The organism is Nostoc flagelliforme FACHB-838, assembly GCF_014698065.1.
Classification (GTDB): Bacteria; Cyanobacteriota; Cyanobacteriia; order Cyanobacteriales; family Nostocaceae; genus Nostoc; species Nostoc flagelliforme_B.
The window spans coordinates 16,089-37,872 of record NZ_JACJSI010000066.1; the positions used below are offsets into that span (position 1 = coordinate 16,089).

The following is a 21,784-nucleotide window of genomic DNA, read 5'->3' on the forward strand; positions in this document are numbered from 1 at the left end:
GCTAATTTTACACTTTACACTCGATTAAATTGCTCTAACAATGTTTCAACACTAGCATTGTGATCTAAAAAAGAAAATAAATGCCAGTAGCGGAGTTTTCCTTCTTTATCTAATACGAACTGTCCTGGTAAAGGCGCTCCCAGTGCTTGTCCTACTTGATAGGTACGAAAAACTCTACAACTAGGATCACTCAATAATGGCATTTTTAAGCCTAAATCCCTCACAACTATTTGACTCTGCCTTTCATCGGTACTAGTAATCATTAAAACTTCTATACCGCGATTTTTGAATTGTTCATAATTTTCATTTAAAGCTTTGATGTGAGGAAAACAAAAAGGACAATATTGCTTTTCGGTAAAGATGCGAGTAAAGGCAACTAATATGGGTTGTTTGCCTTTATAATCAGATAATTTTACTAATCTTCCGTTGGTAATATCTGGCAGTTGAAAGTCTGGTGTTCCTACTTCCAATCTAAGTTTATTGCTAGCTGGAACTGGTAATAAATTACGGAAAAATCGCTCATTGAATAAACCACTAAAATCAGTTGAAGTAAGCATAATAGTATTTTGGCTTTTAGATTGTCAAAAAGTTATGGGATATAGCTGTCGCCATCAATGTTGAAACTGAATATATTTTTAACTCTGATTATTTAAATACCATTTTATGAGAAAACCACAGATAGACACGGAGGTTGACACTGTTTAATGTGTATCTCTGTTTATCTGTGGTTTTCATTGATTTTGCTCTTAACTCCAACAGTATGGATTAGAGTTTGCTAGCTAACAAAATTTAGACAGCAGAGAAGTAGACTTTAGACTTCACTGGGTCAGGATTCATTGTCTTGTCACCAGGTTGCCAACCAGCTGGGCAAACTTCGTCGGGGTGAGACTGAACATACTGAATTGCTTGTAATGTCCGCAGGGTTTCATCAACGCTGCGACCAAAAGCTAGGTTGTTGATGGTGGCGTGCTGTATGATACCATCTTTATCAATGATGAATAGACCGCGCAAGGCAATGCCTGCTGCTGGGTCAAGAACGTTGTAAGCGGCACTAATCTCTTTCTTAATGTCGGAGACTAGAGGATAATTCAGGTCGCCGACACCACCAGACTTACGATCTGTTTGAATCCAAGCGAGGTGGGAGAATTCACTATCAACGGAAGCCCCAAGGACTTCAGTATTGATTTTATTGAATTCTTCGTAGCGATCGCTAAATGCTGTGATTTCAGTAGGACAAACAAAGGTAAAGTCTAATGGGTAGAAAAACAGGACGACATACTTACCGCGATAATCGGAAAGTTTAATTGTCTTAAATTCCTGATCTACCACAGCCGTTGCTGTGAAATCGGGAGCTTGTTGACCAACGCGGAGGCTTCCTTCGGTTCCGTAAGTAAGGGACATTAACCTAATTCTCCTTTATCGGTTTAGTAGCGTTGGAATTCGGGTCAAGTAAAACTCACCCATCCACGCTCTCACAGTTTAATTACGATCTGTTACGACTATATCATACTCATAACGATTTTGAGTAGCAAATGTCTGATTTAGATACAAGAGAATGGTTGCTTACTAATGGCTTGGGAAGTTTTGCTAGCGGTACAATTTCTGGTGTCCGCACGCGCACTTATCATGGTTGGTTGTTTGCCGCGACAAACCCACCTTCTGGGCGAACTCTGCTGTTTTCGCACCTAGAAGCTAGTTTGGAAGTATTAGGGAGTGTTGTAGCACTGGGCACAAATTTTTGGGGTAACGGTAAAATTGAGCGGACAGGCTACGAACTGCTACGCTCTTTTGATATTAACCCAGTTCCAAAATGGACTTGGGGTCAAGATAACTGGCAGTTAACTAGACAATTGCTAATGCCCTATGGTTTGGTGGGGACTGGGGACTGGGGACAAGGGGGGATAAGCAATGCCCCATACCCAATGCCCCATGATGCTAGTTGCTACCCTGGGGGAACGCTAAAAGCGCACAAGTCGGCAAAGCCGCCCAACGCACTGGCTCCACAATGCCTCATGCCCAATTCCCCTGCCCAATTTTGCGATCGAATTTTAATTCAGTATCGCTATGAGGGGAGTCATACAGCAATTTTACGGTTGCGACTGTTGATAGCAGAACGGGACTTTCACCATCAGCAGACTGCTAGTCAAGAATTAAAGTTTTCACAATTACTAGGGCAACAGCAAATCTGTCTGCAAGCAATCAATTCTGGGCATTTCGGTATACCTTGGCACTTGCGCTGGACACAAGGAAATTATCAACCAGATGCAGTTTGGTATTGGGATTATAGATTGTCTGAGGAGACGAAACGGGGATTAGGCGACAAAGAAGACTTGTACAGTCCTGGTTATTTGATAGTCACACTCCAACCAGGAGATGCTGTGACTCTAGAAGCACGAGTAGGTTTTCCCGACTCGGTGTCAGGTGTTCTCAGCCCTAAAACCTTTGCAGAAGCCGTGGAGGCAGAGCAAGAAAGGCTCTCACAGATTTTTGGATGGAGTAAAGGAGGGGCTAGAGATTGGGGACTGGCGGCTGGGGAAGAGTTTTCCAATCCCCAATCTCCAATACTCAATCCCCAATTCCCAGTTAGGCAACAACTACTCAAAGCAAGCGATCAGTTTATTGTTTATCGAGCCTCAATTGCAGGCCCCACGGTCATTGCTGGTTATCACTGGTTTAATGACTGGGGACGCGACACATTAATCGCCTTACCGGGGTTGGCATTAGTTCCACAGCGCTTTGACCTGGCAAAAGGAGTATTGCGAACTTTTGGACATTATTGTCGCCACGGTTTGATTCCTAATGCATTTCCTGATGTCAATGGCGAACCGATTTATAACAGTATTGATGCGGCGTTGTGGTGGATTGAAACTTTAGGACTTTATTTAGAAGCTACCCAAGACTGGGAATTTTTGGCAGAGCAATTCCCCTTAGTACAGCAAATCTACAAAGCATTTGTCGGTGGTACACATTTCAATATCCAGATCGATGCTACTGATGGGCTAGTTAGTTGGGATGCTCCTGGTGTAGCCCTTACCTGGATGGATGTGGTAATTGGGGCACATCCCGTTACTCCCCGTTACGGTAAGGCAGTGGAAATCAATGCGCTGTGGTATTCAGCTTTATGCTGGCTAAGTCGGTGGGCAGAGTGCTTAAGCCAGCTTGAGTTTGGTGATTCAGTGCGTCTCACTAAGCAAGCACAGCGTTATGCTCAACAAGCACAAAATGTGAAAACCTCGCTGCAAAAGTTCTGGAATCCTCAGCTGGGTTATTTATACGATACTATTGAGCCGGACGATCGCCGGAATTTTCAAGTTCGTCCCAATGCCATTTTGGCGCTGTCACTGCACCATTGCGCCTTTTCTGAACAGCAAGGGTGTCAAGTATTAGATTTGGCAACTTTCAGCTTACTTACCCCCTATGGTCTTCGCAGTCTCGATCCAGGAGATCCCGAATACAAAGGGAGATATGAGGGCAATCAAGAGCAACGCGATCGCGCTTATCACCAAGGCACTGTTTGGGCTTGGCTAATTGGGCCATATATTCGGGCTTGGCAACGTTTTTATCCACAGCGATCGCTGCCTTTTGATTGGCAACCTCTGCTAGATCACTTCTTATTTGACGCTTGTCTTGGTTCTATTTCTGAGATTTTTGATGGCGATGCACCTCATAAGCCCAGAGGAGCGATCGCTCAAGCTTGGTCAGTTGCCGAAGTAATTCGCCACATTAAATAGTGCTGAATATAATTTTCTTGACCAAGGAACTTCTAACCTGCTGAAAAATATCGGTTGCTCACATCTTATATCATGTTCGGCAAATCACTTATAATATGTCATTGCGAATGCAACGAAGTGGAAGGAAGCAATCGCAAAGGTTTGGGATTGCCGCGCTACGCTCGCAATGACATAAGTATTAAGTCGAACATGATATTACTTATCACTCCCGGTTTGCCCATTTGTTCCTGAATTAGAAGAAAGACTACTCAGGAGTAAACGATTGACCACCAAGTTGAGTATCTTTTTTGGTGCCGCAGCTACGCCCGTCGTAGACATCGCAATTTTGTCAGAGTAATCGTTCTTGGGTCTGCCTCCTTTATTGGATAGCTAGTTATCCAAGTAAAAAGGGATGCTTTTGGTGAGAGCAATCACAGGACTAAACTAACTCCTTAAGAGAAATCCTTAGAGGCTCGACTTTGTGCGATCGCTTTCCTTTGGGTGCTACAAAGCGAATCTCGACATCGTAACCTGCGAGATGCCTTGGGGAGGTACTTAATTTCTAGGTATGAAGCTTCAAAAGTTCTCCCCGTCAAAGTTTGTCTGAGTAGTTCAAGGTTGTGGTCACGATTGGCAGCAAATACTTTTAGGCCAATCCAGTCTCGTGAATCAGAGCGATCGCAGTAGCGAACACGATCCCAAGCAAGTTTGAGATTATCAAGGCTTATAAAGCTATCATATATTGAAGTACTAGTGTTCATTTGTAACAATAATTACTTCTGGGCAGCTTCAATTACGCTGCACTACATCAACAATACGATTAATTACATACTTGATGAACTACCCCTGGCTAGGTTTGCTTGAGCCAGGGGTTTCTACATCCTCTGGACTAGTCTGGGATTTTTGACGCTTCCTCTGACCTAGTTGCTTCATACTTGCCGCAGTTTTGCGGGTATGTGAAGTAGAGCTAGAATCATCTGCGCCTACTAGGTTCGTTCCAAACCCAGGTAGTTGATTCGAGTACCAAAGTAAAAGAACTTCGCAAGATGCAATATCACGTTGCTGAGTGTATTTACAATTACTGCAAATATGTACCCTCTGGTCTAAACTTTTCTTCTCTTGATGACCGCATTTAGGACAAGTTTGGGATGGTTTGATTTTCTTGGTTGGTGCTTCAACAAATACACCAGCAACATCATCTAACTTAGCTTTAAGGGATTGCTTAATCATTCCCATACCAACATCGAGGATCGATTTGTTTAGACCAGATTTTTGCTTCTTGCGTTTACCCTTTTTAGCTTTAGCACTCATGTTTTTGACTTCTAGGTGTTCAGTGACTACCGTGCTGTTACTGCTAATAATTCGTGTAGTCTGTTGATGAACCCAATTCTGACGCTTATTAGCAACCTGACGATATAACTTGCTAATTTGTTTCTGAACCTTTTTCCACCGTCTAGAAGCTTTCTGTTTTTTCTTGAAATTAGATGAGCGTTTACGCCGCTTTTTTTTACTTAACTGTTTAATGATTTGCTCTGCATACCTAAAGAATCTGGGAGCAAGAATCAAACCATTATCTTCTCCATTAGTCCAGGCAATGGCATCATTGCATCCCAAGTCTATTGCAATTACACCACAATCAGTTTTACGGCTATTTTTCAACAACGTATCATCTATTTCTAAAACTATAGATGCAAACCATTTACCATTGCGATGAACTATATCTAGTGCTTTGGGATGCCCCCAAAGTCTAGCTTTACCTCGCATCTGTATCTGACCTATCTTGGTTAATTCTAAATAGCCGTTATCTCCTGCACTGTGTGCCTTCCAACCCGTAAAGCTTGGATAGCTCCAGCCAGAATAATGTCTGATTGGCTTGAACCTGGGATACTTACCTAAACCTTTAAAAAAGCGTTGAAATGCAAAATCGACACGTTTTAATGTTGACTGTAAAGCTTGAGATCAGTAGGTGGTGCGCCTTTAGAAATCATCAAAGAATATATTCGTGCTCAGAAAAAGCCTTCGTAATGATTTGTCAAAAGCTCAACTATCCTATTAACTGTTTTACCTGCGGTAAAAATTATCAATAGGACGTTTCACTTTTGACTCGCTTACATCTCCTCCCTGCTAACGCTGAGGAAGGGGAATTATGCAAATTCGTTAAAGTGAAGGCCAAAGTAAAGAAAGGTTTCAATAATCTACATGAGATGCTTTAATTTTTAATAACACACCTCACCGCCCTACTTCTTCTTCACCGCCGGATACTGTTTCAACACCTGCTTTAAATATTGCCCAGTATAAGACCTGGGATTTTTTGCAACTTCCTCTGGTGTACCTACAGCAATCAATTCTCCCCCTTTATCACCACCTTCTGGCCCCAAATCTATCACCCAGTCAGAACAACGAATTACATCTAAGTTGTGTTCAATTACTAATATTGAGTTACCTTTATCTACCAATCTTTGCAACACATCTAACAATTTGTGGACATCGTAAAAAGATAACCCTGTTGTCGGTTCATCTATTAAATAAAGTGTCTTACCTGTGGCGCGTCGAGATAGTTCTGTTGCCAATTTCACCCGTTGCGCTTCACCACCAGATAAGGTAGTCGCAGGTTGTCCTAGTTGGACATAACCCAACCCGACATCAAATAAAGTTTGCAAACGCGCGATCGCTTTGGGTATATTCTGGAAAAAGTCTAAGCTTTCCTCAACTGTCATTCTCAGTACATCAGAAATAGACTTATCTTTGTACTTCACTTGCAAAGTTTCGCGGTTGTATCTTGCACCTTTACAAATTTCGCATTGCACGTAAACATCCGGGAGAAAGTTCATTTCAATAACATTCACACCCTGTCCGCTACAAGCTTCGCAACGTCCACCTTTAACGTTGAAGGAAAATTGTCCAGGTTTGTAACCCCTAGCTTTGGCTTCTACTGTTTGGGAAAATACATCTCGAATCGCATCGAAAATTCCTGTGTAAGTTGCAGGATTAGAACGTGGTGTGCGTCCAATGGGAGATTGATCGATAACGATCGCTTTATCAATCGCGTTTAATCCCTGAATTTTATCCAAATGTCTGGGTAAGGGAACTTTCTTAGTTAAATGGTGTTGCAGAGATGGATATAGTAATTCATTAATCAACGTAGATTTGCCAGAACCAGACACACCAGTTATTGAGACAAGTTTACCTAGCGGAATGTCTACATCTATATTTTGTAAATTGTTCCGATGGGCATTTTTAATTCCCAAACTGCGCCCATTTCCTTCTCGGCGTTCTGCTGGTGTGGTAATTACTCGCCTTCCTGATAAATATGCACCCGTCAAAGAATCTTCTGCTGCTAATAACGCCTGAAAATCACCTTGGGCGATAATACTTCCGCCGTGAATTCCTGCACCAGGGCCAATATCAACTATATGGTTGGCTGCACGAATTGTTTCTTCATCGTGTTCAACGACAATTAATGTATTACCCAAATCACGCAATTTCGTTAAGGTTTTGAGCAACCTGCCATTATCTCGTTGATGCAAACCAATACTCGGTTCATCTAAAACGTAGAGAACTCCTGTTAAACCAGAACCAATTTGCGTTGCTAGACGAATTCGTTGGGCTTCGCCACCAGAAAGGGTCATGGCGGGACGGTCAAGGGTGAGGTAATCTAAACCTACATCTAACAAAAATTGCAATCTGGCTTTGATTTCTCTCAGGACTAAATCAGCAATTTGTAACTGGCGATCGCTCAACTTAAATTGCTCAATTCTCTCCCGACAATCTCGAATTGATACGGTAGTTAATTCTAAAATTCCATATTGTCCCAACTTCACCGCCAAGGCTTCCGGTTTTAACCGTTTTCCCTTGCAAACTTCACACGGTTGATCAATTAAATACTGCTCTAATTTTTGCTTAATTAATTCAGAACCACCCTCATACTGCCGTTGCAAAATTGGGATAGCACCTTTAAAACTCTGCTTTCTTTGCGCTTCTGCGGCTCGTTCATCTTTCTCTCCAAACAAAATAATTTGTTGCTGTTCTTCTGTCAGCTTGCTCCAATTTGTTTGTAACTCAAACCCATAAATTTGTCCGACGCTATAGAGTAATTCCAAGTAATAAGAATTATCTTTTTCTGACCAAGGCGCGATCGCAGCATAAACTGGTGCTTCCCAGTCGGGTACGATCAAGTCTGGCGCAAATCTTCTTAAAGTCCCGATGCCATGACAGTGCGGACAAGCACCATAAGGCGAGTTAAACGAGAACAATCGCGGTGATAGTTCCTCCATTACCGCGCCATGCTCTGGACAGGCAAAATTTTCTGAAAATACTAATTCTTCTTCTTTGTCTTGTCCGTCGTCACCAAGCAGGCTCACTAGAATGGCTGCAATCCCACCCGATTGCTTGAGACACGTAGACAGAGAATCAACCAAACGCTCCTGAATATCAGCTTTTTTCACCAAGCGGTCAATTACCACTTCGATGGTGTGGGTAAAATTTTTATCCAATTCAATGGAATCTGACAGTTCGCGGATTTCGCCATTGATTCGCACGCGGACAAAACCTTGAGATGCCAGACTTGACAAAAGCTTACGATGTGTGCCTTTTTTACCCCTGACAACGGGTGCAAGAATTTGGAAGCGGGTGCGGTCTGGTAATTCCATAATGCGATCGCACATCTCATCGATTGTCTGGGGTGCAATACAGCGATCGCATATCGGACAATGGGGTTCGCCAGCTCGACCAAACAACAGCCGCAAATAGTCGTAAATCTCTGTCACCGTACCGACAGTGGAACGCGGGTTATGAGACGTTGATTTTTGGTCAATGGAAATTGCTGGACTTAAGCCTTCAATCGCTTCTACATCCGGCTTATCCAGTTGTCCTAAAAATTGCCGTGCGTAGGCGCTGAGGGATTCCACATAGCGACGTTGCCCTTCAGCGAAAATGGTATCAAAGGCTAGGGAAGACTTACCAGAACCAGAAACGCCAGTGAATACGATTAGGCGATCGCGTGGCAATTCCAAGTCAATATTTTTCAGATTATGCTGCCTAGCACCCCGAATCCGAATGGTATTCTGGCTGTTGTGGCTGGGGTACGGAAGATGTCCATTCAAGGATGCTGCTAGCTGTTGGTCTGACATATTGGGCGGCAAAGAAGGAGTTTCTTATGAAACAGTCCTTAATAATACTATCTTTAATTAGTTTATAGTAGAACAATCGTACTGTTTTAGTTAGTTATCCTTCCAGATTCATGGCGCAGACATCCTTAAGAGTCTGCTAATTTGGAAGCATCCTGATTAAATATCCTTCTGAGAGCGAAGCTATGGTATCGCAAATCCAACCGCCGACCCAGCCAGAGGTTATCTACTTAGATAGTGACGGATAACTAGTTGCTAATAATACCATATAGTTTAGCTGGATTGTAGAAATTAAGCCGAATATAGAGTGGCTATTTGCTGACTTAACTGGGAACCTCAAGCTTTGAACTCGGAAGTTCGACCTTTTTGCTCGGTCATTGGTATTCGGAACTCGGAACTTTGACCTTTTTGCTCGGTCATTGGTGTTCAGAACTTGGAACTTCAGCCTTTTTGCTCGGTCATTGGTGTTCGGAACTCGGAAGTTCGACCTTTTTACTCGGTCATTGGTGTTTAGAACTCGGAAGTTCGACCTTTTTGCTTGGTCATTGGTGTTCAGAACTTGAAACACCGAGTTCAGAACTGCGTAGGCGTAGCCCGTCGTAGACATCGCATTTCTCTTTTACCAAGCGATCGCCTTTTTACTTTACATTTAAGCTGAGAATCACTACAAAAATTAGATCCCCGACTTCTTTGAGAAGTCGGGAATCTGGACACCACGAGTTCTAAACTGCGATATCTTCGATGGGCTTCGCCTACGCATCTCTAATTTACCAAGCGATCACTGTTTTTGAATATTAACTCCCCATAACTCCCTCATTTCCCCGGTTGGTGAGCGAAGTCGAACCACATCTCCCTTATCTCTACTCCCTTGGACACACCTTAGCCGCACCAGGATGGCTAGCCAAATAACCCTTAAGCCAACTGCAACCCTGTGCTAATAAATCATCAAGATTCAGATTCCACAATTTGATGGTGTTGTCAGCACTGGCGGAAGCTAAAGTTTTCCCATCCGGGCTCAAAACCACGCTGTAGACCGAATCGCTATGCCCACTTATAGTGGTAATTTCTTTGCCCGTGTCGAGATTCCACAATTTGATGGTGTTGTCAGCACTGGCGGAAGCTAAAGTTTTGCCATCTGGGCTGAAAACCACGCTGTTGACCGAATTGCTATGCCCACTTATAGTGGTAATTTCTTTGCCCGTGTCGAGATTCCACAATTTGATGGTGTTGTCAGCACTGGCGGAAGCTAAAGTTTTGCCATCTGGGCTGAAAACCACGCTGTTGACCGAATTGCTATGCCCACTTATAGTGGTAATTTCTTTGCCCGTGTCGAGATTCCACAATTTGATGGTGTTGTCAGCACTGGCGGAAGCTAAAGTTTTGCCATCTGGGCTGAAAACCACGCTGTTGACCGAATTGCTATGCCCACTTATAGTGGTAATTTCCTTGCCCGTGTCGAGATTCCACAATTTGATCATCTTGTCATCACTGGCGGAAGCTAAAGTTTTGCCATCCGGGCTGAAAACCACGCTGTTGACCCAACTGCTATGCCCACTCAGAGTGGTAATTTCTTCGCCCGTGTCGAGATTCCACAATTTGATCTTGTCAGTACTGGCGAAAACTAAAGTTTTGCCATCTGGTCTGAAGACGACGCTGTTGACCCAACTGCTATGCCCACTCAGAGTGGTAATTTCTTCGCCTGTGTCGAGATTCCACAATTTGATCATCTTGTCAGTACTGGCGGAAGCTAAAGTTTTGCCATCCGGGCTGAAAACCACGCTGTTGACCAAATCGTTATGCCCGTTCAGAATGGTAATTTCTTCGCCTGTGTCAAGATTCCACAATTTGATCATCTTGTCAGTACTGGCGGAAGCTAAAGTTTTGCCATCCGGGCTGAAAACCACGCTGTTGACCGAATTGCTATGCCCGCTCAGAGTGGTAATTTCTTCGCCCGTGTCGAGATTCCACAATTTGATCGTCTTGTCAGTACTGACGGAAGCTAAAGTTTTGCCATCCGGGCTGAAAACAACGCTGTTGACCCTATGCCTATGCCCACTCAGAGTGGTAATTTCTTTGCCCGTATCGAGATTCCACAATTTGATGGTGTTGTCAGTACTGGCGGAAGCTAAAGTTTTGCCATCCGGGCTGAAAACAACGCTGTTGACCCTATCGCTATGCCCACTCAGAGTGGTAATTTCTTTGCCCGTATCGAGATTCCACAATTTGATGGTGTTGTCAGTACTGGCGGAAGCTAAAGTTTTGCCATTCGGGCTGAAAACAACGCTGTTGACCCTATCGCTATGCCCACTCAGAGTGGTAATTTCTTTACCCGTGTCGAGATTCCACAATTTGATGGTGTTGTCAGTACTGGCGGAAGCTAAAGTTTTGCCATCCGGGCTGAAAACAACGCTGATGACTCCAGTACTATGCCCTTCCAGGCGATTTTGTTCACGAATATTAGTACTAGATAGAATTCTCTGTAAACTAAACAAAGGGCTGTATGCTGGATAGTCTGCTAAAGATTGTTTATCCTTGACCAGACTTTTTAATGTTCCTGCCGTCTCCATTGCTAATAGCAGAGCATCAAATTCCCTGGAAGTCTCAAACAGCCGCAATGCATTTGTTCCGCCTTGTTCCAACCGCGTAGCCGTTAAAGCAACAATGCTTGCTGCATCTGCCTTTTTTAGTTCCTCCACAGAAGTTTTACGGGCATTGATTGCCTCTTGCCGTTGTTTAATTGCTTGGTTTGCCTGTACTTCAGCTTGACTAGTCTTAGCGCTAGCTGCTGCCACTTTGTTTTGAGCTAGTTTCAGGTTTTGCTGTGCCTGATTCACTTTGGCATTTGCTGTATTTAGTTTTGAAGTTGCATTACTAAGATTCCGTTTTACCTGTACCGCTTGTTCAGATATCCGTTTATTTTCAGATGATATACGCTGATTCTCTTGCTTGGTTGCTGCGGTTTCTGTCCTCGCGTTTTTTAACTGTCTTTGGGCGTTATTTGTTTCTGCCTTAGCTGATTCTGCTACTTTAATAGCATTCTTGGATGCCTCAAGACTTTTTTGAGTAACTATAAATGATGCTACCGCCCCCGCCAGAGCAAAACCTAACACCACAGAACCAATGCGAATCCGTTGATTAGCTTTGTGGTTCGCCTCTGCTAAAACTTGCTTTGCCTGTCCCTCTGCCTCCAGCCTTTTCTGCACATCGCGCTTTTCCAACTCTTGGCTAGCAGCTAAAAACTGATAATCCAAATCACTCAAACTTTTACCGACTGCCCATTCTTGAGCATCATGCAAAGTCTTTCCCCGCAACAACCGCGACTCATCTTGACGTTCCGACTCAGCCCAGGCATTAAATGTATCGGAGTAGGGGCGCAAGTTTGCTAAAATCTTTTCGCACCATTCCTGTTTAAACACCTCTGCGTAAATCCGGTTATAAATTCGCAGTTTCCCGTCCCGCTTCACCACCAAACCCGTCAACCGCAATTCCGTTTCTTCAGGACTATCATCAGCTACTATCTCTCCCTGCTGTAAAATCTGCTGATACAATCCCAACAATCGCCCAGTCCTCTGTTCCCCACTCTGCATGATTCTGTCTCGAATCGTCTTCAAATGCTCCGGCTCATCCTGCGTCTCCCAATTCTCAATAATTCCCTCGCGTACCAACTCTTCCACCCAGTCCGCATCCTCTAGTCCCCAGTTCCTAGTCTCCAGTCCCCCCTGCACCAGCAACTTACAAACTTTTTGCGTCAAAAACGGCTGTCCTCCCGTCCAATGCAGCACCACTTGCATGAACTCTTGAGAATCACCCACTTCTGCCAATCCCCGCGCCAAGGGTTGCACCTCTTGGAGTTGAAAGCCAGTTAAATCAATTGCCTGTCCAATATTAAAAGGTGTCCGGCGTTTGTCTTGAATCAAATCTGAAGGCGTAGACACCCCAATCAAAGCAAAGGTGAGGCGATTATATTCAGGATGGTCTGCTCGTCGGTTGTAGCAATCGCGGATAACTGCAAAAAAGTCATCCAAATTGAATGAAAGACTCAGAATAGTGTCAATTTCATCAATAAAAATAACAATCTTTTCAGTAATTGTTTTTAGTAATATTGTTTCAATAAACTTGCTCAAGTGCTGTACTGGTGAAAGCAAAGCGTTATCAGTCCACCAAGTATCTAAATCAAAAGTTGTATAAATATTCAAACTTCCCACCAGAGTATCAATCACCCCGGCATACCACTGTTCTGGCGTAATATCTGCCGTCCCAATAGCTGTAAAATCAACAACAGCACAAGCAAATCCCTCAGTTTGCAACTGCTGCATTACCTGCACCCGCAAGCTAGATTTCCCCATCTGCCGGGAATTGAGTACATAACAAAAATCCCCAGCCTTCAAGCCTTCATAGAGGTCATGGTCAGCTTGCCGTCTAACATAAGTTGGGGCATTTTGAGGCAGACTACCACCGACTTGATATTGGTACTGGGTCATAAACAATTAAAAATTAAAAATTAAAAATTAAAAATTATGAAATACAAATTTGGTAGGGTATGTTAGCACGGAAACTACGAATTACAGACTAAATAAGTTAGACGTTTTAACACTTTTACCACAGTATCTAGGTCATCTCCACGATTGAGCGACAGTGTGTAAGATAATGCATATCTTGGTGTATCCTGTTTCATCAACTTAATAAATTGAAATTCTCTGCCATTGGTTACAAAACCAAACGTAGGTTTATCATTACCAGGATTAGCCAACATATAAGCTAATGCTTGAGAAATTGCTACCTCCAAAGAATATTCTGCTCGTTTTGCCTCAATAACAAGAACCCAAAATGGAGGATGAAACACCAAGATATCAATACGTCCTCTAATAATTGTGCCTTCGTCTTCAGAAGAAATTCTTACCTCTTCTTCCGACGCAATATAAAAAGGCGGTTGATAAAAACCTGCTAGACGCAATAGTGGAGATAGCACTACCATTTGACTACAGGTTCTAAAATTTGGTAGCGGGATAAATGCAAATATTCTGCTTTGACTTCGTTGAGAGATTGCTTTTCTAAATCACTCAACTCAGGTAAATCTTGCTGCCACTCTGAAAAAAACTGTTCGTTGTCTGCACGTTGTAGCCCAAATTCATCAATAAGTTGGGCTAGGGTGACATCTTTTCCTTGAATAACTTGAACCATTGTTAAACCTTTTTGTTAAATGGTAATTGCAGATAAAAGTCTTATTGCACTCCTAATGGACTTTCTTAATTTTTAATTCCCAAGCGATCGCCCAAAATATTGACGATACAATTTACACAGTGGCACTACTTCATTGCCTTGAAACTTAACTAACCCCATACTGCGGAGTTTAAACGCTTCAGTTGTGCCTACATCCACGGGGCGATTTGCCATCATCACTTGTTTAACCGCAGCTAGCAAATCTGCATCCTCTTGCAAATTCAGCCAATGGCGGCGCAAATGGTCACTGTAAGGCCCTTCCTCGGTTGCCGCGATTTTTTGCAGATTTTCCAGCGTCATCCGACCACGGGCAATTTCATAAAGCGCTACCCGCACTAAATAAGGATGACCACCCACCAGTGTCATTAATTCTTCAATTTGTGAGTTAGACCAATTGAGGCTGTGAAGCTGTAGCAAGTTTTGTACTTGTGTTTGATTTAATTCTGGCAATTCAATGGGTAAGCCGACATTAAAAGGCGACTGATTTATATTGAGTGGGATATAAACTTCCTTAGAATGCACAATTACCAACCGGAGATTTTTCCAAATTGTTTCATTCTTTGACCGCTCATGCCAAGCTCGTAGTAATCCAAAAAAATCAGCCGCAATCTTGGGATGCTTGAAGACTTCATCGACTTCATCCAAACCCAAAGCTACGGGGTTATTAATCGCAGGTAATAAATACCGTTGAAAATAATTTGTACATTTATTCTTACTACCTAAAACACCTTTCCAATACTCATCTAACTTATCGGGTAGATTAAGTTCGTAGGTAATGGTGGCACAGAACCACTGCAAAAACTGATCTAAATTAGCGAGAAATTCTGCATCGGCTGACTGGAAATTTACAGGTGCTGTCTGATAGTTATGTTGACTAGCATGATGGAGAACCCGCGACATGAGCGAAGTTTTGCCCATCTGCCGGGGAGCTTTGATGCGAATTAAGGCCCCAGGTTGAAGAATCTCTTCATAACAGTCTACCTCAATAAGCGATCGCTCCACATAGAAGGCAGAGTTGAGAGATACCTGTCCTTCTGGATTTTCTAAGGAGACTGCTGGTTGTATCTCGGTATCTGGAATCGTTTCCTTAGCAGAGATAGCACCTTGGGGATTGTTCCGGCTTTTCAGCACTGGAGTCGAAGACTCTGGAATACTTTCTAAATCAATCGCGCTACAGCCAAACTCATAAGCATCTTCATAAGACCTATCAGCACCCAGTGCATCATAAAAGCCTACCGCAAATTTAATTGCGGCGCGATCGCCTATTGCCCGATTCATCCCAACTACGCAGTTAATGTATTGATAAATAGACTCAGCTTGCACCTCGCTATAACAGGCATTTAATAATACACACTCAATTTTGTCTTTAAATAACTTAAATAGCCTTGCCAATGACTCTGTACTCACCAGCTGCATTTGCCCTGTATTATTTTCTAAGGCTAAACCTTGATTTCCTCCACCATGTCCAGAAAAATGGATAATATGAGGATCGTGATCTAAAAGCGCACGCCGCAAATCGTCAGGACGCACTGCCCATTTGGTAATAAGTTCAAACTTATCTCGTCTGCGAGAGCGTTGTAACCCTTCCTGAATTTCCCTTACTTCCTCGTCCAAGCGAAGTTTATCTGTCGTCGTGGGATTAGCTGACACAATCAGGATTTTTTTCACAGCGCTATCAACTATTGAATGCAGGCTTCTGGCTTAGATGTAGTTTACTACAGCAGGGAACTAGACAATTACTGATAGCGCATTACCGTTAACGAGTATTTGAACTGGATGAATCCACCTTTTATCTCCGTTAACGAGTATTTGAACTGGATGAATCCACCTTTTATCTCCGTTAACGAGTATTTGAACTGGATGAATCCACCTTTTATCTCCGTTAACGAGGCTTTGAACTGGATGAATCCACCTTTTATCTCCGTCAACGAGTATTTGAACTGGATGAATCCACCTTTTATCTCCGTTAACGAGGTTTTGAACTGGATGAATCCACCTTTTATCTCCGTCAACGAGTCTTTGAACTGGATGAATCCACCTTTGAACTCCGTTGACGAGTCTTTGAAACTTGTGAAAATTGCTGTCATTTTCACAAGTGTGGAATATACATAATTGTAGGGGCACAATATATTGTGCCCCTTAGCGTGTAGCCTATTCAATTGAAAACCGCTGTAATCCTTAGCCAAAACCGACTTAATTAATCTTAATCTCCGGTTTTTTCTTGGCAACTTGCGTTTAAATCAATACCTTGACATTCTGTAGCTTCCAGCAATTGCCTAACCGTACTACCAGGCTGACAACTCATCAAAGTTCCTGCAATTGCAGTCAGTGTAACAACAGTAGCTAGTCCCAACAAAGTAGCTCGTTTTCTAGGTTTGATTGTACTGACTAAAGTATTTATCCCAGTGGCATTACCAACAACCTGAATTGGCTTAAGTGCTTCCAAAGCAATAGCCGCATTAGCATAGCGACGTTTTCGATTGCGTTCCACCATTCTCATCAACCACCGCCGGAAACGCGGACTGATTTTAGGAACTAATTGCTGGAAATTAAAGCGATAGTTATCATCAATTAATTTCCCAATTTCAACAGAACGGGTATTAGTAAGTAAGCAAATCAGCGTTGCTCCTAAACTATATAAATCTGATGCCTCAGTCAGGGAATGACCAAACTGTTCCTCTGGTGGCATAAAACCTGGCGTTCCTGCTACAAAACTGCTCAGAGCTACTTTCGCACCCTGTATCTTAGCCAAACCAAAATCAACCAGATAAGCATTTAGTTGCTCATCAACCAAAATATTCTCTGGTTTAATATCCCGATGAATAATTGGCGGAATTTGCTTTTGTAGATAAACCAAAATCTCTAAGATTGACAGAGCAATTTGCTTTATTTCTTCTGGATTAAAACTGCTCCTTAAGCCTAAAGATGGGGCATTTTTGTATTCTTGCACCAAATAAAAAGCCCCTGGTATTTCAAAAGAATCTACATAACGAGGGATGCGAGAATGATTTAGTTGCTGCAAAATTTCGATTTCGCGCTGATATGGTTTTACACCTGATAAATCAGCATCTGCACGAGCAAAACAAAACTCTTTAATCACCACTTGTTGCTTAGAGTTGAGGACATTAGCTAAGTAAGTAATGCGTCCCCCTTCTCGGTTGCGTCCTAATTCGCTGATAATTTGATAGCCTTGTTTGGAAAAATCTGGATGGTGATTTAAGGGAATTGCCCTTTTATGTTCATTACGCACATCAAGCTCCATTACAAGCCATACGAGTTTGATTCTGTCAAGGTGCAATTATAAAGATTAAGATCCACTCACCCAGATTGTTAGTCCCATTTGTACGCTGCATGGGCCAAGGCGCATCGGCAGAAAGTATCTTTGCATTTGCGTCTTGGCACGAAATAGTTAACTTTGGGCTAGCCAATCGACAATCTGGGCATTAACAACATCTGGAACTTCATCGTGAGGACAATGACCGGCATTGCGAATGGGGACAATTTTGATTTCTTTGCCATTCTGACGCGCCTCTTCGTAAATCTTTGCCCCGGTAATTGGTGTCCAAGGATCATCAGCACCCCAAATTACTAATAAAGGACGTTCTACTTTGGGCAAAAGTTCCTCTGGGCTTGGGCCAGGAGGGGCTGTGAGAATGGAGGCGAAAACTTTTTGCGCTCCTGGGTCGCAAGAGGGAGTATAAAGTAAATCGACTAATTCATCGGTGACGGCTTCACGGTTCCGGTAAACTTGGTAGAGGGTGCGGCGAATTTGGGCTTTTTGACGGATGCGGTTATAGACAAATTTACCTGTAATTGGCGATCGCACAAACCGATTAAAAGTTGACATCACAATCCGTAGTGGCGGGTTCAATTCGTGAGAACGATGACTCAATCCACCCGCAGAATTAATTAAAATACCACCAGCAGCAATTTCTGGATGTTCTACCAGTACAATTAAGCTCAAAAGTGCGCCGATGGAGTTTCCAATAAATACAGCAGGTTCTTGGATGTGTGCTGTGCAGAAATCTTTCAGCAGTTCCACCCAAACTTCCACAGTGTAATCAATGGGCGCTTTATCGGAACCGCCAAAACCTAAAAGGTCTATAGCAAACACTTGGTAGCCAGCATTAGCTAAAACTGGGATATTTTTGCGCCAGTGTCCAATGGAAGCACCAAAGCCGTGAACCAGTACCAAAGGTCGTCCTGTGCCCATGACAGTGTACTGGATTTTGTAGCCCTGCCAAGTCCAAAAGAATTTTTCAAAGGCGTCTTGGGTTGCAAGCGGCTGTGTAGTTACAGTCATTATGAAGATTAATAAAGTCTTTCTTTAATATAGTAATGTTCTCTGACCTTATAACTCCTCACCCTCATTAGACATCTCCAGAAATTAAATATGCGTTATCCAGAATCCTTGTAGAGACGTAGCACTGCTACGTCTCTACATTCATTTTCGGAGATGTCTACTGACTGCAAGTGCAATATAAGTAATATTACTGTGTCACTAAATGGGGTTCTCCGACAACCTGCTAGCTGGAGGATTTTCGGCGTTGATTTTTGACCCTGCTAAAGTTGTTAAACCAGCGATATCATAGAGATTTTTTACTGCAAAAGGTACACCAGCTAACAAACCGGGATTTTTACCTTGGGGGATTTTTTGCTCAATTTTAGCTGCATCTATTAAAGCTGTTTCCGCAGTGATAGCTGTAAAACAGTTAAGTTGATGATTCTGTGCATTAATTCGCAATAAAGCAGCCTGGGTAACTTCCACCGCGCTAACTTCGCCTGTACGCACAGCAGCAGCGATTGAGACAGCATCAGCTGATTTAATATTCATCTCATAAATTGCGTTTAGTCAGGAAATATAGAAACAGAAAGCCCAAAATCTAGATATTTAAGAATATATTCCTTGGGCAAAATCCTGTTTGAATTTCTCAAGCTTTTCGTTCATTTCCTGAGTAAGATTTTCTATACGTGTATCACTACTTAAAGCAGGCTGTGCAGTCTTAGCGACGTGCATTAATTGTGATTTAGATTTTTGTTGTCTTACCCAATCACGAGTTAATCGGACTGGAGAGAAGATATCTCGTTTTTGACTAGGATGATGTAAACGTTTTATATATGATGGTTGATAGTTTACATTTATAGACTGACACCAGTCTTGCCACTTAAATTGCAGAATAGTAGGGTTAGTAACTATTGGCACCCAGGGTACACGCAGTGCATCAGCAATAATAGCACCATGCATAGCCTCTGCAAATAAGACTTCTGTTTCGCTAATACATGATAAAACTTTTTCTATTGACCAGCGTGGATCAATATATCCAAATCCCAGACTTTCACAGACTAAACTCCAACTTTCTCCAGCTAGCTCATAGTGAGGCATATAAGAAAATTTGTACACCTTCTTTTGGCTATAATTATCAAATAAATTCCTAATCAGTACAGCTCCATCTGTTAATGCTAATTTATCTGAAACACCTAATGCCTGTGCTGATAGTGGGCCACGAAGACAATAAATTTTATAAGAATCATCTAGTTGTGGTATTCCTTGTCCGTAACCTACGCCTGTACCAAATATCACTCTGAAACGAGAATTTTTTGTTTTAACAGGTAATCCATCATTAATGAGAGTACCTATAGCAACAAAAGCAGTTGTGTGGTCATTATCAATTACACCTGGGATTAACTTGTCCCATAGCCAAGGATTAAGTTTATCACCAAAATTATTTTCTCGGTAGTAAAGAAGCTTCATATTTTTTTGCACTTACGATGACAAAACAATTTGTAATTAGTCACAGCAAGAAGTAGGGCTTATATCGTGTCCGGTTAAAGACTTATCATTAAGACCGCAGGGGGCAGGGGGAAAGAGGGTTTCCCGCTTTTTGCACAGATTGTGAGAATTATAACTAATTAGCCGGACATGATATCACTGGTTTCTTACTGCTCGGCAAGCTATCATTTAAAAGTGTTTTTCCTCCAGGATGCTCATGTCTTTTGTCCCCTAATGATTCTGTTCCAATACGGTTATATCCCCGCACAAGTTCGTAAATCCAACTAACCCTATAACCAGTTATTTGTGAAACTTCTTGACTCCTCCTTCCCGATGCTAGTAGCCAGATAATTTGGTAATGGCTTCTCTCCACACCGTCCTTTGCTTGACGGTAACGCTGCTCTAACTCGGTTAATGATAATATGTGGCTCTATACTAAACTAATATGTTTTGGCATTGATACGGTAGATGCTTGCAGCAGAGGGTATATAATTGATTTTACTATGGGTGTGCCACCGGACATGATATAAAACCAAGATTCAGACATAAAAAAACCCTTGTGTAGACTTAACCGGACGAATGTAGGTATTAGCCTGAGTGCTTACATACAAAGCTGACAGGATTGATAATGAAGATAGGCGTTATCTTCACAAAATTTATGTTTTTAACTTGGTTCGACAGCAACTCTTGGTTACTGGAAATTGGTGGGAAACGAATACTGATTGACCCTTGGCTGGTTGGTTCGTTAATTTTCAGCAATTTGGATTGGTTGTTTAAAGGTTCGCGATCGCAAAACCGCCCAATACCAGATAATATTGATTTGATTCTGCTATCTCAAGGCTTAGAAGACCACGCTCATCCGCCAACGCTTAAATTACTTGATCACAGCATCAAGGTTGTAGCTTCTCCCAATGCTGCTAAGGTAGTACAGAAATTAGGTTACACCCAGGTAACAGTATTGCCTCATGGTGAAACTTTCACTTTAAATAATCAAATTGAAATCAAGGCTTTCCCCGGTTCATCCATTGGCCCCACTCTGGTGGAAAATAGTTATCTCCTCAAAGAATTGGAGAGTGGTTTAACCCTATACTATGAGCCTCATGGGGAGCATTCTCCACAACTTCAGCAAGCTGCACCCATCGATGTAGTGATTACACCGTTTATTGACATGACGTTGCCTTTGCTTGGGCCAATTATTAAAGGAAACAATAGTGCCTTGGAAGTAGTAAAATCTTTACAGCCTCAAGTAATATTACCGACTGCGGCTGGTGGGGATGTGGCGTTTGAGGGATTGCTGATGAAACTCATTCAGACTAAAGGAAGTGCTGAAGAATTTCGTTCGTTACTTGAGAAAAACAATCTTTCAACACGGATACTTGAGCCAAAACCAGGCGATCGTTTTGAACTACCATTACAAAAGCGAGCATTAGCAATTTAAGAAGATGTTTGAAAAGTCCTCTTGTCGGTATCAAAAATTTTAGATCCCCCTAAATCCCCCTTTTTAAGGGGGACTTTGATTCCAGTTCTCCCCTTTTTAAGGGGGGTTAGGGGGGATCAAAGTGCTTAAAATCACAGCGAAATACTTTTCAAACAACCTCTAAGTTAGCTCACATCTTGCATTTAGCTCTAGCGATTAGAATCAAGGTTTTCAACCCGCGTCGGCGGGTTCTGCCTGTGTAGCCGTGACTTCCAGTCGCCAGAGCTAATTTTAAGTAGAACGGCGTGGAAAAACCAAACTATGTAAAGATAAATAAATACAGAGAATGTATCTACTGAGGTAAGCAAGATATGGGTGCTCGTATAAGGGTATTCTTAACTCGTGAAGATGACAAAACCCTGTTAAACCTAAGAACTGTGGATGTACCACAGAAAGTTAAAGACCGAGCAGAGGTGGTTAGGCTAAATGCACATGGCTGGTACGTGGAAAAAATAGCTGCCCATTTTAATTGGACTCCTCA

General features: G+C 42.5%; 16 protein-coding genes and 2 pseudogenes. 3 read left to right on the top strand and 15 right to left on the bottom strand.

Going from position 1 to position 21,784, the window contains the following annotated elements:
* Window positions 1-14: 14 nt before the first annotated feature.
* Window positions 15-557 carry a peroxiredoxin family protein gene (locus H6G97_RS24935; protein ID WP_190943307.1) on the bottom strand — a complete coding sequence of 181 codons (543 nt, stop codon included), beginning with the start codon at window positions 555-557 and terminating at the stop codon, window positions 15-17.
* 232 nt (window positions 558-789) lie between these two features.
* Entirely contained in the window at window positions 790-1,401 is a 612-nt protein-coding gene (locus H6G97_RS24940) for a peroxiredoxin (RefSeq protein ID WP_104905071.1), read from the bottom strand.
* A gap of 131 nt (window positions 1,402-1,532) precedes the next feature.
* Between H6G97_RS24940 and H6G97_RS24945 the strand changes: the two genes are divergently transcribed.
* Window positions 1,533-3,731: an amylo-alpha-1,6-glucosidase gene (locus H6G97_RS24945; RefSeq protein WP_190943308.1), complete on the top strand. Its 2,199-nt coding sequence runs from the start codon at window positions 1,533-1,535 to the stop codon at window positions 3,729-3,731.
* A 431-nt stretch (window positions 3,732-4,162) separates the two neighbouring features.
* Here the strand turns inward: H6G97_RS24945 and H6G97_RS24950 are convergent, their stop codons facing one another.
* The 8 genes and pseudogenes from H6G97_RS24950 to H6G97_RS24980 form a co-directional block, all read right to left on the bottom strand.
* Window positions 4,163-4,471: a hypothetical protein gene (locus H6G97_RS24950; RefSeq protein WP_190943309.1), complete on the bottom strand. Its 309-nt coding sequence runs from the start codon at window positions 4,469-4,471 to the stop codon at window positions 4,163-4,165.
* A 79-nt stretch (window positions 4,472-4,550) separates the two neighbouring features.
* Window positions 4,551-5,657, bottom strand: a pseudogene (locus H6G97_RS24955) (RNA-guided endonuclease InsQ/TnpB family protein); the annotation flags it as partial.
* A 290-nt stretch (window positions 5,658-5,947) separates the two neighbouring features.
* Window positions 5,948-8,839: an excinuclease ABC subunit UvrA gene (gene uvrA / locus H6G97_RS24960; protein ID WP_190943310.1), complete on the bottom strand. Its 2,892-nt coding sequence runs from the start codon at window positions 8,837-8,839 to the stop codon at window positions 5,948-5,950.
* 223 nt (window positions 8,840-9,062) lie between these two features.
* Window positions 9,063-9,443, bottom strand: a complete 381-nt coding sequence (locus tag H6G97_RS24965; RefSeq protein ID WP_190943311.1) for a hypothetical protein — start codon at window positions 9,441-9,443, stop codon at window positions 9,063-9,065.
* A gap of 253 nt (window positions 9,444-9,696) precedes the next feature.
* Window positions 9,697-13,317 carry a WD40 domain-containing protein gene (locus H6G97_RS24970; RefSeq protein WP_190943312.1) on the bottom strand — a complete coding sequence of 1,207 codons (3,621 nt, stop codon included), beginning with the start codon at window positions 13,315-13,317 and terminating at the stop codon, window positions 9,697-9,699.
* Between the two features lie 74 nt (window positions 13,318-13,391).
* The gene (locus tag H6G97_RS24975) at window positions 13,392-13,811 is read right to left on the bottom strand and encodes a type I restriction endonuclease (RefSeq protein WP_479684972.1); all 420 of its coding nucleotides are present in this window, start codon (window positions 13,809-13,811) and stop codon (window positions 13,392-13,394) included.
* Complete coding sequence (locus H6G97_RS56465) at window positions 13,805-14,017, bottom strand: hypothetical protein (protein WP_479684973.1); 213 nt, start codon at window positions 14,015-14,017, stop codon at window positions 13,805-13,807. Before H6G97_RS56465 ends, H6G97_RS24975 begins: the two co-directional genes overlap by 7 nt.
* Window positions 14,018-14,089: 72 nt before the next feature.
* Window positions 14,090-15,724, bottom strand: a complete 1,635-nt coding sequence (locus tag H6G97_RS24980; protein ID WP_190943313.1) for an AAA-like domain-containing protein — start codon at window positions 15,722-15,724, stop codon at window positions 14,090-14,092.
* Between the two features lie 108 nt (window positions 15,725-15,832).
* Between H6G97_RS24980 and H6G97_RS24985 the strand changes: the two genes are divergently transcribed.
* On the top strand, window positions 15,833-16,168 hold the full coding sequence (locus tag H6G97_RS24985; protein ID WP_190943314.1) for a hypothetical protein: 336 nt from the start codon (window positions 15,833-15,835) through the stop codon (window positions 16,166-16,168).
* Between the two features lie 91 nt (window positions 16,169-16,259).
* Here the strand turns inward: H6G97_RS24985 and H6G97_RS24990 are convergent, their stop codons facing one another.
* From H6G97_RS24990 to H6G97_RS51875, 5 genes and pseudogenes are all read right to left on the bottom strand, one after another.
* Complete coding sequence (locus H6G97_RS24990; RefSeq protein WP_190943315.1) at window positions 16,260-17,318, bottom strand: serine/threonine protein kinase; 1,059 nt, start codon at window positions 17,316-17,318, stop codon at window positions 16,260-16,262.
* Window positions 17,319-17,465: 147 nt separating this feature from the next.
* Window positions 17,466-18,359: an alpha/beta fold hydrolase gene (locus tag H6G97_RS24995; protein WP_190943316.1), complete on the bottom strand. Its 894-nt coding sequence runs from the start codon at window positions 18,357-18,359 to the stop codon at window positions 17,466-17,468.
* 219 nt (window positions 18,360-18,578) lie between these two features.
* Window positions 18,579-18,890 (bottom strand): annotated as a pseudogene (locus H6G97_RS25000) (amidase family protein); the annotation flags it as partial.
* A 57-nt stretch (window positions 18,891-18,947) separates the two neighbouring features.
* Complete coding sequence (locus tag H6G97_RS25005) at window positions 18,948-19,808, bottom strand: polysaccharide pyruvyl transferase family protein (RefSeq protein WP_190943317.1); 861 nt, start codon at window positions 19,806-19,808, stop codon at window positions 18,948-18,950.
* 154 nt (window positions 19,809-19,962) lie between these two features.
* Window positions 19,963-20,199, bottom strand: coding sequence for a hypothetical protein (locus H6G97_RS51875; RefSeq protein ID WP_206759128.1), 237 nt, complete (start codon window positions 20,197-20,199; stop codon window positions 19,963-19,965).
* Window positions 20,200-20,484: 285 nt separating this feature from the next.
* Here H6G97_RS51875 and H6G97_RS25010 point away from each other — a divergent pair, with 285 nt between their 5' ends.
* Entirely contained in the window at window positions 20,485-21,264 is a 780-nt protein-coding gene (locus H6G97_RS25010; protein ID WP_190943318.1) for an MBL fold metallo-hydrolase, read from the top strand.
* Window positions 21,265-21,784: the final 520 nt, after the last annotated feature.